Annotated in this window: 14 protein-coding genes; all 14 read right to left on the reverse strand. The window is 67.1% G+C overall.

Features of this window, described 5'->3' with window-relative positions; all coding sequences use genetic code 11:
• Entirely contained in the window at positions 1–858 is an 858-nt protein-coding gene (locus ABIB54_RS15530) for a hypothetical protein (RefSeq protein ID WP_354576425.1), read from the reverse strand.
• Positions 836–2,881 carry a flagellar biosynthesis protein FlhA gene (locus tag ABIB54_RS15535; protein WP_354576426.1) on the reverse strand — a complete coding sequence of 682 codons (2,046 nt, stop codon included), beginning with the start codon at positions 2,879–2,881 and terminating at the stop codon, positions 836–838. The genes ABIB54_RS15530 and ABIB54_RS15535 overlap by 23 nt, the downstream gene beginning before the upstream one ends.
• Before the next feature lie 2 nt (positions 2,882–2,883).
• A complete protein-coding gene (locus ABIB54_RS15540; protein WP_354576427.1) occupies positions 2,884–3,984 on the reverse strand; it encodes an EscU/YscU/HrcU family type III secretion system export apparatus switch protein in 1,101 nt (366 codons plus the stop codon).
• A 2-nt stretch (positions 3,985–3,986) separates the two neighbouring features.
• Positions 3,987–4,745, reverse strand: a complete 759-nt coding sequence (locus ABIB54_RS15545; protein WP_354576428.1) for a flagellar biosynthetic protein FliR — start codon at positions 4,743–4,745, stop codon at positions 3,987–3,989.
• Position 4,746: 1 nt separating this feature from the next.
• Positions 4,747–5,022: a flagellar biosynthesis protein FliQ gene (gene fliQ, locus ABIB54_RS15550; protein WP_354576429.1), complete on the reverse strand. Its 276-nt coding sequence runs from the start codon at positions 5,020–5,022 to the stop codon at positions 4,747–4,749.
• A complete protein-coding gene (fliP, locus tag ABIB54_RS15555; RefSeq protein WP_502917144.1) occupies positions 5,019–5,888 on the reverse strand; it encodes a flagellar type III secretion system pore protein FliP in 870 nt (289 codons plus the stop codon). Before fliP ends, fliQ begins: the two co-directional genes overlap by 4 nt.
• 14 nt (positions 5,889–5,902) lie before the next feature.
• On the reverse strand, positions 5,903–6,361 hold the full coding sequence (locus tag ABIB54_RS15560; RefSeq protein ID WP_354576431.1) for a FliO/MopB family protein: 459 nt from the start codon (positions 6,359–6,361) through the stop codon (positions 5,903–5,905).
• Positions 6,362–6,363: 2 nt separating this feature from the next.
• Positions 6,364–7,065, reverse strand: coding sequence for a flagellar motor switch protein FliN (gene fliN / locus ABIB54_RS15565; RefSeq protein WP_354576432.1), 702 nt, complete (start codon positions 7,063–7,065; stop codon positions 6,364–6,366).
• On the reverse strand, positions 7,062–7,955 hold the full coding sequence (locus tag ABIB54_RS15570; RefSeq protein WP_354576433.1) for a flagellar motor switch protein FliM: 894 nt from the start codon (positions 7,953–7,955) through the stop codon (positions 7,062–7,064). Before ABIB54_RS15570 ends, fliN begins: the two co-directional genes overlap by 4 nt.
• Before the next feature lie 38 nt (positions 7,956–7,993).
• Complete coding sequence (locus ABIB54_RS15575) at positions 7,994–8,962, reverse strand: OmpA/MotB family protein (RefSeq protein ID WP_354576434.1); 969 nt, start codon at positions 8,960–8,962, stop codon at positions 7,994–7,996.
• A gap of 6 nt (positions 8,963–8,968) precedes the next feature.
• Positions 8,969–9,778, reverse strand: a complete 810-nt coding sequence (locus ABIB54_RS15580; RefSeq protein ID WP_354576435.1) for a motility protein A — start codon at positions 9,776–9,778, stop codon at positions 8,969–8,971.
• Entirely contained in the window at positions 9,778–10,065 is a 288-nt protein-coding gene (locus ABIB54_RS15585; protein ID WP_185201966.1) for a flagellar FlbD family protein, read from the reverse strand. The genes ABIB54_RS15580 and ABIB54_RS15585 overlap by 1 nt, the downstream gene beginning before the upstream one ends.
• 206 nt (positions 10,066–10,271) lie before the next feature.
• Positions 10,272–11,444: a flagellar hook protein FlgE gene (locus ABIB54_RS15590; protein WP_354576436.1), complete on the reverse strand. Its 1,173-nt coding sequence runs from the start codon at positions 11,442–11,444 to the stop codon at positions 10,272–10,274.
• Positions 11,445–11,475: 31 nt separating this feature from the next.
• Positions 11,476–11,919, reverse strand: a complete 444-nt coding sequence (locus ABIB54_RS15595; protein ID WP_354576437.1) for a flagellar hook assembly protein FlgD — start codon at positions 11,917–11,919, stop codon at positions 11,476–11,478.
• Between the last annotated feature and the right edge of the window lie 8 nt (positions 11,920–11,927).

The raw sequence follows: 11,927 nt of genomic DNA on the forward strand, positions 1-11,927 counted from the left end.
TCAGCCTACCGAACCGCTCTCCAGCCAGCCGACCTGGATGCCGAGCTGATGCACCGACTCCGGGGTGTCGGTGGTCTCGCTGCCGGTGACGGCGATCGCATCGATATGCACGTGCGACTGCACCGCGCGCACCCAACGGGCCGTGTCATCCGGCTTGCGCCCGACATCCACGACCACCCAGACCTGGTCGGCGTTGAGGTACTCGAGGGCGGCGATCGCGTCGGCATCGAGCCCGGACCGGGAGATGCCGAGCGCGATGAACGCGCTGTGCTTCTCCCGAACGCCCGCGGCCCGCGCCGCCATGGCGCTGATGCGATCCTTCACGCGGAAATAGCCGTCCGCGCTGACCGCTCCGGCAATGCTCAGGGCCCGCAGCCCGGAGGCCTGGGACATGTCCCGTGCCACCTGCAGCGGGTCGTCGCCCAGCCCGACGACGACGACGAGGTCGCCCGCCGCCTCGAGGGGCGTCTGGCGGAAGACGGTCGGACCATCGATGAGAGGCACTATCGCCGCGGTGTTGTAGGTGAGATCGGCCATGATCGAGTCGAAGTCCACCGAGTGGGTGGAAAGGTGGGGAATGAGATCGCCGTAGTGCGAGATCGCCTCGGCGGTATCCGCGTCGTCGAGCAGGCGGGCGATTCCGGCCCGGGTGGGCAGGTCGAAGGTGTGAGCGTCCCGGGCGGTGCCATCCGGCACATCCACCTCGATCTCGTACCGACGGGAGGCGAAGAAACCGGAGATCCCGCCGGAGGTGACCGCCTTCACCGCGATGACCTTCGCCAAGGGGCCGTGCTCGGCGAGCACCCGGGCGTTCAGTTCATCGAGTGACGCACCCTCAAGCTGATATCGACTCGGCACCGCGCACCACCCCAACAGTCTCGATGTTCACATTCGCCGACGTGACCTCCTGGTAGGAGAGCACCGGCAGTCCGCCGGACTGGGCGGAGACGAGTCGACGGATGGCCGGCCGCAGCGCCGGGGCGCAGACCAGCACCGCAGACATGCCGGTGCCCTCCACGCGGGAGACCACGTCGCGCACCGACCCGAGCAGCGACTCGAGCGCGTGCTGGTCGATGAGGATCTGGGTTCCGAGCTCCGAGGGACGCAGGCCCTCGAGCATGGATTGCTCGAGCAGCGGGTCGATCATGATCACGTGCAGAGTCTGGCCGTCGAGGTGCCGGGCGCTGAGGGCCGGGCCGAGCGCGGCACGGGCGGCTTCGATGAGGCCCTCCGGGTCGGCCGAGACCTTGGCCCGCAGGGAGAGAGCTTCGTAGATGCGCGGGAGGTCGTTGATGGGCACCTGCTCGAGAAGGAGGCCCTGCAGCACCCGCTGCACCTCGGCGAGGCTGAGGAGCCCGGGAACTAGTTCGTCGACGGCGGCGGGGTTGATCTCCTTGACGCCCTCGGTGAGCACACGCACGTCTTCGCGAGTGAGCAGGCGCGCGGCATTGCCCATGATGATCGACGAGAGGTGCGTGACGACGACGGAGACCCGGTCGATCACGGTGGCGCCGGTCATCTCGGCGCTGTGGCGCATCTCGCTCGGCACCCACTTGCCGGCGAGCCCGAAAACGGGCTCCAGGGTGACCGCGCCGGGAAGGGGATCGAGGGCGTCCCCGAGCGCGAGCACCTTGCCGGAGGGCGCGATGCCCCGGCCGGCCTCGACGCCGGCGATGCGGATCACGTAGGTCGAGGGCGGAAGCTCGATGCTGTCCCTCGTGCGCACCGGAGGCACGACGAGACCCATGTCCATCGCGATCTTGCGGCGGAGCGACCGCACGCGGGCGAGCAGGTCATCCGAGGCATCCGACACCAGGTCGACGAGGTCGGGGGCCAGCAGGATCTCGAGGGCATGCACGCGCATCTGCTCGATGAGGTTCTCGGTGGTGGCACCGATCGCCGGGTCGGCGATGGCGGCCGTCTCGACCTCGAGCTTCTTCTCGGCCTCGCGGGCCTTGATGCGCTGGGCGATGATGATGAGCGAGGCGCCGACGATGAGGAAGAGGATGATCGGCATGCCAGGGATGAACGCCATCAGGATTGCGGCGACCCCGGCGATGATGAGCGCGAAGCGGGACTGCCCCAGCTGGGCCGCCGCTGTGGAACCCATGTCGGACTCTGCGTTGGAGCGGGTCACGATCATGCCGGTGGAGACGGCCATCAGCAGGGCCGGGATCTGGGTGACCAGGCCGTCGCCGATGGTGAGGAGGGTGTAGCTGCTGACGGCGTCTCCGATGGAGAGGCCGCGCTGGATCACCCCGATTGCGATGCCACCGACGATGTTGATGATGATGATGATGATCCCGGCGATCGCGTCGCCCTTCACGAACTTGGAGGCGCCGTCCATCGCGCCGTAGAAGTCCGCCTCTGCGGAAACCTCGGCCCGGCGCTCGCGGGCCTGCACGTCGGTGATCAGTCCGGCGTTGAGGTCGGCATCGATGGCCATCTGCTTTCCGGGCATGGCATCGAGGGTGAAGCGGGCTCCGACCTCGGCCACCCGCTCGGCACCCTTGGTGACCACCACGAACTGGATGACGACGAGGATGAGGAAGATCACGGCACCGATGATGATCGAGCCTCCGACGGCCACGTGGCCGAACGCGCCGATCACCTCTCCCGCGTACCCGTTGCCGAGCACCAGACGGGTCGAGGCGACGTTGAGGCCGAGCCGGAACAGCGTGGCGACCAGCAGCAGTGACGGGAAGACGGAGAAGTCGAGGGGCTTCTTGACGAACATCGTGGTGAGCAGTGTCACCAGCGCGAGCATGATGTTGACGATGATCAGCAGGTCGAGCACGAAGGCCGGGATCGGCACGACGAGCAGCAGGATGATGCCGACCACACCGAGCGGCACCGCGAGTTTCGCGAGGTTCTTGTTCATCGTCAGTGCCCTCCAGCGGCGACTAGTTGATTCATCTCGTGCACGCCCTTCGACGAGCCGCGCTTGCGCAGCGCGAGCACGAAGGCGAGCACACGGGCGACGGCGTTGTACAGGTCGACCGGGATCTCGTCCCCGAGCTCGCAGGCCGAGTGCAGCGCGCGGGTGAGGGGGATGTCCTTGACGATCGGCACCAGGTCGGTCTCGGCCTGTTCACGGATGCGCAGCGCGATCACCCCGGCGCCCTTCGCGATCACGCGGGGGGCCGACTTACCTGGCTCGTACTTGAGCGCGATGGCGAAGTGGGTGGGGTTCACGAGCACCACGTCGGCATCCACGATCGAGGCCATCATGCGGTTGCGGCTCATGGCGAGCTGGCGGGAACGGCGCTGCCCCTTGATCATGGGGTCACCCTCGGAGGACTTGTTCTCGTCCTTGACTTCCTTCTTGGTCATGCGCGTGCGCTTGCGGTTGCGGCGCATGATCACGAAGACGTCGGCGGCGGCGAGGATGAGCCCGGCGACGACAGCGGAGCGAACGAGGGAGGACGTGCCATCCGTCGCCGCCCTGATGAGCTCGGACGCGGGGAGGCCGCCGCCGCTCATGAGCACGGGCATGAGCCCCTGGATCACGGAGAGCAGCACGATGCCGACGACGACGGTCTTGGAGAGCGCCTTCACTCCCTGCCAGGCCGCCTGCATTCCGAAGGTGCGCTTGAGGCCCTCCACCGGGTTGAACTGGTCGAACTTGCCGGTGAACTTCTTGAAGTGGATGCCGCCCTGGGCGGCCGCCGTAACGAGCACCGCGATCGTGACGACCAGCAGAAGGGGAAGGATGATGCCGCCGACAGACGCGAGACCGTCGACCAGCGCCTGCATCGCGTGCGCGGAGTCGGGGTGGTCCATCACCTCGCGCAGCTGGTAGAGCGGAGCGGATGTCGCGGCGGCCCCCGCAGACACGGTCGCCGGGATCATCACCGCGGCGACGCCGACGGCGACCCAGGCGGTGAGGTCCTGCGACTTGGAGAGCTGCCCCTTTGCGCGCACCTCCTTCATGCGCTTCTCGGTGGCGAGTTCGGTCTTTTCGCCGGAGTCTGCTTCGGGCATGGCTATTTCACCCCCGAGAAGAGGGAGACGGCCTGACCGGTGATCGCCGCGACGATCTGCGGAAGGGCCGCGAAGACGAAGACACCGAGAGACAGGGTGATGAAGATCTTGAGCGGGAAGCCGAGGGCGAAGGCGTTGAGCGCCGGAGCGACCCTGGTGAGCAGGCCGAGGCCGGCATCCGCGAGAAAGAGCACCACGATCAACGGTCCGGCGATCTGCACCGCCGACAGGAGCATCTGCCCGACGGCGAGGGAGATGGCGTGGATGGGGGCGGCAAGGTCGAGGGTGCCGGCCACCGGGAGCGCGTCGAAGCTTCGGGCGAGGCCGCCGATGATGAGCTGGTAGCCGCCCGAGGCGAAGAGCAGGGCGAGAGCGGTCATCTGGTAGAGACGGGCGAACTGGGCGCCGTTGATCATCATCTGCGGGTCGAAGCCCTGCGCGAGCTGGAACCCGCCGAAGAGGTCGACCAGATTGCCGGCCGACTGGATCGCCGAGAAGACGATCATCACGAGGAATCCGAGAAGGGCGCCCGTCACCAGTTCGACCAGCAGTCCGACGACGAACCCCGCCGTGTCGGGCGAGATGTAGCCACTCGCCACCCGGGGCGATACGGCGAGCGCGAGCCCGATGCCGAGCATGGCCTTGATGCGCAGGGGGAAGGCGTTGGTGGAGAACGGGGGTGCGATCACCAGGAAGGTCGTCATGCGCACCGAGGCGAGCATCACCGCCTCGATCCACGGGAAGTTGAGGGTGAACGCCATCTCAACCCCCGCCGAGGAGCGTGGGGATCTTCTCGAACAGCCCATGGGTGAAGGCGACGAGCTCGGAGATCATCCACTGGCCCGACACGATGAGGGCCACCGAGACGGCGACCGCCTTCGGCACGAACGAGAGGGTGACCTCCTGGATCTGGGTGATCGACTGGAGGAGGGAGATGGCGAAACCGACGACGAGGGCGGTGACCAGGATGGGCGCGGAGAGCTTCGCGGCGATGAGCAGACCCTGCAGCGCGACATCCATGACGGCGTTCTGGTTCATGAGCTTCCCCGATAACTGCTGATCAGCGTCGTGATGATGAGGCCCCAGCCGTCCACGAGCACGAACAGCAGGATCTTGAACGGAAGCGAGATCATGACCGGCGGCAGCATCATCATGCCCATCGACATCAGGGCGGCCGAGACGACGAGGTCGATCACCAGGAACGGTACGAAGATGACGAAACCGATGATGAATGCGGCGCGGAGCTCGGAGATCATGAAGGCCGGGATGAGCGTGGGAAGGGAGACTGACGACGGGTCCTTCGGGTTCGGAAGCCCGGCCGCGCGCGTCATGAGAGCCAAGTCCTCCTGTCGCGTGTGGGCGAGCATGAAAGTGCGCAGCGGCTTCGTCGCGAGGTCGATCGCCTGGGTGAAGTCGATGTGGCCGTTGAGGTAGGGCTGAAGCGCGTGGGTGTTGATGTCGGTGATCACCGGAGCCATGATGAACAGGCTGAGGAAGAGCGCGAGCCCGGCGAGCACCTGGTTCGGCGGGATGGATGGCAGCGCGAGGGCGTTGCGCGCCATGGCGAGCACCACGAAGATCTTGGTGAACGAGGTCATCATCAGCAGCAGGGCCGGGGCCACCGACAGCAGCGTGATGCCGACGAGCGTGACGATCGCGGAGGAGGGAGTGCCATCCGGGCCGTTGATGTCGACCGAGAGGCCACCGGGGCTGGTCGGGGCGACGGGCGGTGTCGGGGCGTCCACCGTGGGAACCGATGCGTGGCTCGCGGTGCCCGTCATGAGGATCAGGGCCGCGGCGACCACGAGCACGAGGAGCGCGATGACGACGATGCGGGCGGCCGGGCCGTTCCAGAAACGGGCACTGAGTGGTTGACGGGTGGCGAGCGGTCCGCGCACGCTCATCGTGGCTTGCCCGGTCACCGGGAGGATCGCAGGGCGACAGCCGCGCGCTTCCAGGTAGCGAGGGACAGGATCGAGCCGTCGAGCGCACCGGCCCGGCGCGGCATGCCCGTGCGCGGGTCGAACTGCTGGGGAAACGGAATGGGCGTCGCGACAGGCTTGCGCGCACTCGGCGTCGACTCGACATCGTTCAACGCCGATTCGAAGGCGGCGGCGGTGTCGAGCACGGGGAGTTCGTTGGCATCGAGCACTGTCACCGAGTGCTCGGTGACACCGAGCAGGAAACGCTTGCCCTCCACGTCGATCACGACGACGGATGCCTTCTGCGCGAGTCCCTGGCGGGTGACCACGTTCACGAGCTTGGTCGCGCGGGTCGAGCGGGTCCCCTTCGTGATGCGTCGCTGAAGAAACCACAGCAGCCCCACCACAGCGGCGAGGGAGAGCAGTACGCGCAACGCGACGAAGAGGGTGTCCATTCCTAGCCCAGGCCCTCGGCGACGTCGAGGATCTGGGTGATGCGCACGGCGTAGTCCTGGTCGACGACCACGATCTCGCCGTGCGCGATCAACCGGCCGTTGAGCAGCACGTCGGCCGGCGCACCGGCGGAGCGATCGAGTTCGATCACGGCACCGGGCTCGAGCCCGAGCACGTCGCGCACCGACATGCGGGTGCGGCCGATCTCCACGGTGAGCGCCATTTCGACGTTGTTGATCCGGCTGAGGTTGTTCACGAGCGACTCCTGGGAGATCGGGGTGGCGCCGGCGAGGTTCTCGCGCACACGGATGGCGAACCAGCCGGCAGCACTTCCACCGGTGGAGAGGGCGAAGATCTCGGTGGCCGGGTCGGTGAAGAGCGCCGTGGCGTCATCCACCCGGGAGTCCCCGAGCACACCGGAACCGAGGGTGCCGGCCGCGGCATCGAGAGCCGGGCGCAGCACGTCGACCACCGAGACCAGCTGGGAGTCGGCGACCGAGGCATCCGCCGTCTCGATCGGGTCGAGGAAGACGATGGCGAGATCCGCCGAGGTCTCCCCCACGAAAGAGGCCAGCACCGCGGTGTCGAAGGGGCCGGTCGGCACTCCCTGGATCGCGATCGCCTCGAGGATGGCCGTGCTCGGAAGCAGGCGCGCGACCGCTTCCGCCGCGGCGTCACGGGGATCGATAACTGTGGACTTCTTCACTGGTTGGCCCTTTCGGTGGTGCTGTCCGTGGCTTCGACGACAACGCAGGCGAGTCGAGCGCCGTTTGCTCCGACGGCGGCGCGAGCGAGCGTCTCGCCGTCGACTGTGAGGTTGAGCGGGCGGTGCTGGGGATGCGGGATGGTGAGCAGGTCACCGACCGCGAGCCCGAGCACCCGGCTCGGCTTCACGAACACCGGGTTGAGGCTCAGGGCGACTTCGACCGGCACCCAGCCCAGCTGGGATGCGACCTGGTCGCGAGTGTTCCCCGTGGCCGCAAGCACCGCGGACTGGCCGAGCTGCGGAAGCAGTGCGGGCGCCGGGATGGCGAGGGTCGCCGTTGTCGAGCTGTCGCCGACCCGGATCGCGAAAGTCGCCACGATCATCAGGTCCGCCGTCGCGGCGGCCTGAGCGAACTGCGAGTTGTACTGGATGGTGTCGATGGAGATGGCGGTCTCGAGCAGGGGGCCGAGGGAGTAACGGAGGTCTTCGAGCGCGTCGTCGAAGAGCCGGCGAACGAGCGCCTGCTCGATCTGGGTGAACTTGCGCTCCGGCACGACCTGCGCCGCGTTGCTCCCGAGCATGTAGGAGACCCAGGTGAGTGCGGCGGTGGCGGGGAACTGGATCACCGCGCGGGCATCCATCCCCTCGAGGTTGCACAGGATCATCGCCGTGGTGGCGGGCAACGACGATGCGTACTCGTCGTAGGTCTCCATGATGATCTGTTCGCAGGTGACCTGCGAGACCACGCGGACCTTGGCGGTGAGCTGGGTGCCCCACTGGCGGGCGAAGGTCTCGAGCGCGAGTTCGAGCACCCGGGAGTGCTCACGGGCGAGAGTGGTGGGCCGGCGGAAGTCATAGGGCTCCACCGCCGGGCCCGATCTTGCGGGCACGCCGATAGAAATCTGTTCCTGGACCGTCACACAGGGCACTATCGGCCGGAGGTGCCCGCCGGTAAGAGGATCAGGGGCACGGAATTCGTGACGACCGGCATCCAGGAGGCGGGGTCGGCTGCCGCGCTGACGACCGGGGCGTCCGCCGGGGGGCCGCCCGGGATCTTTCCGGACACCACATCCGGGATGAGGGCCCGCACGGCTTCCGAGGCGTTCGAGAGGGCGATGATGTCGACCCGTCGGTTCTGCGCGTAGTCGGCGAGGGTCGTTCCGAGCGCGATCGGCCTCGAGGAGCCGTACCCGACGGCACCGATCTTCGCCGCGGAAACCCCGCCGCTCTCCACCATCCGGCGCAGCACCGAGACGGCGCGCCCGGAGGAGAGCTCCCAGTTGGTGGGGAACGGGGGGAGCGTTGCACGGCTGTCGGCGTGACCTTCGACCGCGATGTCCTGACCGGTGGGCGACAGCACCCGCGCGATGTCGTCGAGCACCTGCGGTGCCGAGCCCTGAAGTGCCGTGCTGTTCGGTGCGAAGAAGGCCTGCTGGTCGACGAGTCGGATGGTGAGCCCCCGCTGGTCGATCGTGTACTGCACGGTTCCCTGCAGTCCCTGCACGGCGAGACTCGCGCTCACCCTGGCCTGGAGGTCCTTGATTCTGTCGACCTCCGCGATCGCCGCCGCCGTCGCGTCCGCCTTCGCCGCGGCTGCCGCGGTCGCGGCGGCGGTCTGGGGACCGGCCCCGAAGTTCTCGGCGGTCTTGCTCGCCTTCGTCGGGTCGACGATCGTGCCCTTGGCCGTATCCAGCTTTCCGATATCGGTCTGGCCGAATCCGGTGGCCAGCGAGTTGCGCAGCAGGTCGAATTTCTTCGCGTCGACGGTGGACATCGCGAACAGCACGATGAACATACACATCAGAACGGTGACCATGTCCATGTACGAGGCCATCCAGCGCTCATCCGGACCGTGTTCCTCGTGCTCCTCCGCGTGCTTCTTGCGCCCCTTGCTCATGGTCCGCTACGCCGCTTTCGCCTTGTCGGCAGTCTTGTCGCCGGACTTCTCGTTGGTGGACTTGCCCAGCTGCTCGGCTGGCACCATCGCACGCAGGCGTTCGGCCAGGAGTCGGGGCTGGCTGCCCTCCTGCACGGCGAGCACCCCCTCCATGATCAGCGTCATCCGCTCACCCTCGAGGTCGGCAAGGCGACGCAGGCGGGTGCCGATCGGCAACCAAAGGAAGTTGGCCGAGAGGAGCCCCCAGAGGGTGGCGACGAAGGCCGCGGCAATGAGCGGGCCGAGCTTGCCCGGCGTCGACAGGTTCTCGAGCACATGGGTGAGTGAGACGACGGTGCCGATGATGCCCACCGTCGGCGCGTAGCCACCGAGGCTGAGGAAGAACTTGGATGCGGTGCGGTCGGACCGGGTCTTCGTGGCGATCTCGTCTTCGAGCGACATGCGCAGGTCTTCGCCATCCGCGCCATCCGCGATGCTCTGCAGCGCGCCGCGCAGGAACGGGTCGTCCACCTTCTCGGCTTCCTGCTCGAGCGAGAGCAGTCCTTCCTTTCGCGCCTTCTCGGCGATCTCGACCAAGCGGTCGATCACCACCTGCGGCTTCTGGGTCTTGCCCGCGAAGGCCCGCGGCACCGCTTTGACCGCCAGGAGCAGGTCTTTGATCGTGCCGCCCGCGATGCCGACGGCGATCGTCGCCCCGAACACCAGCACCATCGGAGCCGGAAGCAGGATGGCGCTCACATTGGAGCCTTCGAGGGTGAGCATCGCGAAAAGGGCCCCGAAGGCCGTCAGGATGCCGATGATCGTTGCGAGGTCCATCAGATCTTCCTCGGTCGAAGCGGTACGGGATTGTCGGTATCGTCGTCGTTCTCGACCAGCTCGAGGGAGCGCTGCTGGTGTCCGCTCGCCGACAGTTCATGGGTGAGGGCGATCACCGTTGCGCGATACCGGGAGATGCGCTCGATCACCTCGGACATCGACTCCGTGACGATGTACTTCGCGCCATCGACCATGATCAGCGTGGTGTCGGGATTGGCGGTGATGCGCTCGATGAGATCAGGGTTTATCGCAAAATGGCTGTCGTTGAGCCGCGTAACTACGATCATGAGCGCATCCCTGCTGGTGGTGAAACCGGTCCATCCTGGTCCGTTACATGCCACTATCGGCCGACGACAACGAGCGGTTAGCGGATGCGGCGCTGCGGGCGTGTCGCGCCTGTCCTGCCCGGCGATCGTCGCCGCGCCGGGCCGGAAACGCGCAAACACCCCCGACCGCGAGGGTCGGGGGTGTTGACGACATGGCGCTGCGGCGATTAGCGCTTCAGGTTGGTGAGCTCCTGCAGAACCTCGTCAGAGGTGGTGATGATGCGGGCGTTCGCCTGGAAGCCGCGCTGGGCGACGATCAGGTTGGTGAACTCCTGCGAGAGGTCCACGTTCGACATCTCGAGCGCGCCGGCCTGCAGGGTGCCGAGGCTGCCCGATCCGGGAGCTCCGAGGCTGGCGTTCCCCGAGTTGAAGGTTGCCTTGTAGCCGGAGGAGCCGGCCTTCTCGAGACCGCCGGGGTTGGAGAAGGTCGCGAGCGCGATGCGCGCGATGGCCAGGGATGCCCCGTTGCTGAAGGATCCCACGAGGGTGCCGTCCTTCGAGAGCGTGTAGGACTTGAGCGTGCCGGCGGCACGGCCGTTCTGGTCGGAGACCGCGACTGTCGTGAGCCCGGCGAACCCCGTGAGCTTCGACATGTCCACCGCGATGCCACCGATGGTCATGGTGCCCGCAGAGGTCTGCGCCCCGGAGGCGAAGGTGAGCGCGGCGGTGCCGGTGGATCCATTGGGATCCGTGCCCGCGACATCCCAACCGGCCGCGGTCTTCGTGAAGTTGAGCGAGACGGTGCGCGCGCCGCCGGTGGCGTCGTAGACCTGCACGTCGCGCACCAGTGCGGTGCCGACGGCGGCGTCGCCCGGCAGGTTTCCGGAGAGGGTGCTCGAAGTCGTGACGACCGCCGGGGCGACGATGCCGAGAGGAAGGGTGATGTCGCTGACCGCTCCCCCGTCGGCGATGACTCCGTTGGTGGCCGTGTAGCCCTGCACGATGGATCCGTCGGGGGTGACCAGGCGACCGGCACCGTCGAAGTCGAACGATCCGGCGCGGGTGTACTGGGTCTGGTTTCCCGTCTTGGTGACGAAGAATCCGTCTCCCGAGATCATCATGTCGGTCGCGCGACCGGTGGACTGCGCGGATCCCTGCGAGAAGTTGGTGGAGATACCCGCGACGCGCACGCCGAGGCCGACCTGCGCCGGGTTGGTGCCACCGATCTGCTCCTGGGGGCCGCCCGCGCCCTGCGTGAGCTGCGAGAGGGTGTCCTGGAACTGGGTGGCCGAGGACTTGAACGCCGTGGTGTTCACGTTGGCGATGTTGTTGCCGGTGACGTCGAGCATGGTCTGGTGTGAGCGGAGTCCGGAGATCCCGGAATACAGTGAACGAAGCATGAGGTGCTGCCTTTCGGTGGGGAGTAGTGGATCAAGCGGACGTGCTGGTGATGCCTGAGATGGTGTCGAGCGCGACGTCGACGCCGCCGATCTTCACCTGGGGAACGCTTCCGGCGAAGGAGACGCTCGATGCGGTGCCGGTGTGACTCACGCCCGCGGCATCCGAATAGCTGACCTGTTTGCCGACGATGGCCGCGGCGGCGATGCGCATCTGCAGCGAGAAATCCTCCGTGCTCGTGGTGCTGAGCTCGGTCATCTTCTCCATCATCGAGAGTTGGGTGGTCTGGGAGATCATCTGGTTGGTGTCCATCGGCGCGCTGGGGTCCTGGGTGCGCAGCTGCGTGACGAGCAGTTTCATGAACACCTCCGAGTCCATGGTCTGCTTGGGCACGCGGGTGGTCGATCCGCTGTAGATCCCGGATGCCGCGTCGGCCGCAGCGGTCGATACCGTTCCGGTGATTCCGTCGATTGCCATGAATCTGC

The organism is Frigoribacterium sp. UYMn621 (assembly GCF_040549525.1).
Classification (GTDB): Bacteria; Actinomycetota; Actinomycetes; order Actinomycetales; family Microbacteriaceae; genus Lacisediminihabitans.

Bases quoted from the DNA above. Each gene is read 5' to 3' on its own strand.
- ABIB54_RS15560 (WP_354576431.1), bottom strand. From the start codon at position 6,361: ATGGACACCCTCTTCGTCGCGTTGCGCGTACTGCTCTCCCTCGCCGCT.
- ABIB54_RS15595 (WP_354576437.1), bottom strand. From the start codon at position 11,919: ATGGCAATCGACGGAATCACCGGAACGGTATCGACCGCTGCGGCCGAC.
- fliP (WP_502917144.1), bottom strand. From the start codon at position 5,888: ATGAGCGTGCGCGGACCGCTCGCCACCCGTCAACCACTCAGTGCCCGT.
- ABIB54_RS15585 (WP_185201966.1), bottom strand. From the start codon at position 10,065: ATGATCGTAGTTACGCGGCTCAACGACAGCCATTTTGCGATAAACCCT.
- ABIB54_RS15575 (WP_354576434.1), bottom strand. From the start codon at position 8,962: ATGAGCAAGGGGCGCAAGAAGCACGCGGAGGAGCACGAGGAACACGGT.
- ABIB54_RS15535 (WP_354576426.1), bottom strand. From the start codon at position 2,881: ATGAACAAGAACCTCGCGAAACTCGCGGTGCCGCTCGGTGTGGTCGGC.
- fliQ (WP_354576429.1), bottom strand. From the start codon at position 5,022: ATGAACCAGAACGCCGTCATGGATGTCGCGCTGCAGGGTCTGCTCATC.
- ABIB54_RS15590 (WP_354576436.1), bottom strand. From the start codon at position 11,444: ATGCTTCGTTCACTGTATTCCGGGATCTCCGGACTCCGCTCACACCAG.
- ABIB54_RS15540 (WP_354576427.1), bottom strand. From the start codon at position 3,984: ATGCCCGAAGCAGACTCCGGCGAAAAGACCGAACTCGCCACCGAGAAG.
- ABIB54_RS15580 (WP_354576435.1), bottom strand. From the start codon at position 9,778: ATGGACCTCGCAACGATCATCGGCATCCTGACGGCCTTCGGGGCCCTT.
- ABIB54_RS15545 (WP_354576428.1), bottom strand. From the start codon at position 4,745: ATGGCGTTCACCCTCAACTTCCCGTGGATCGAGGCGGTGATGCTCGCC.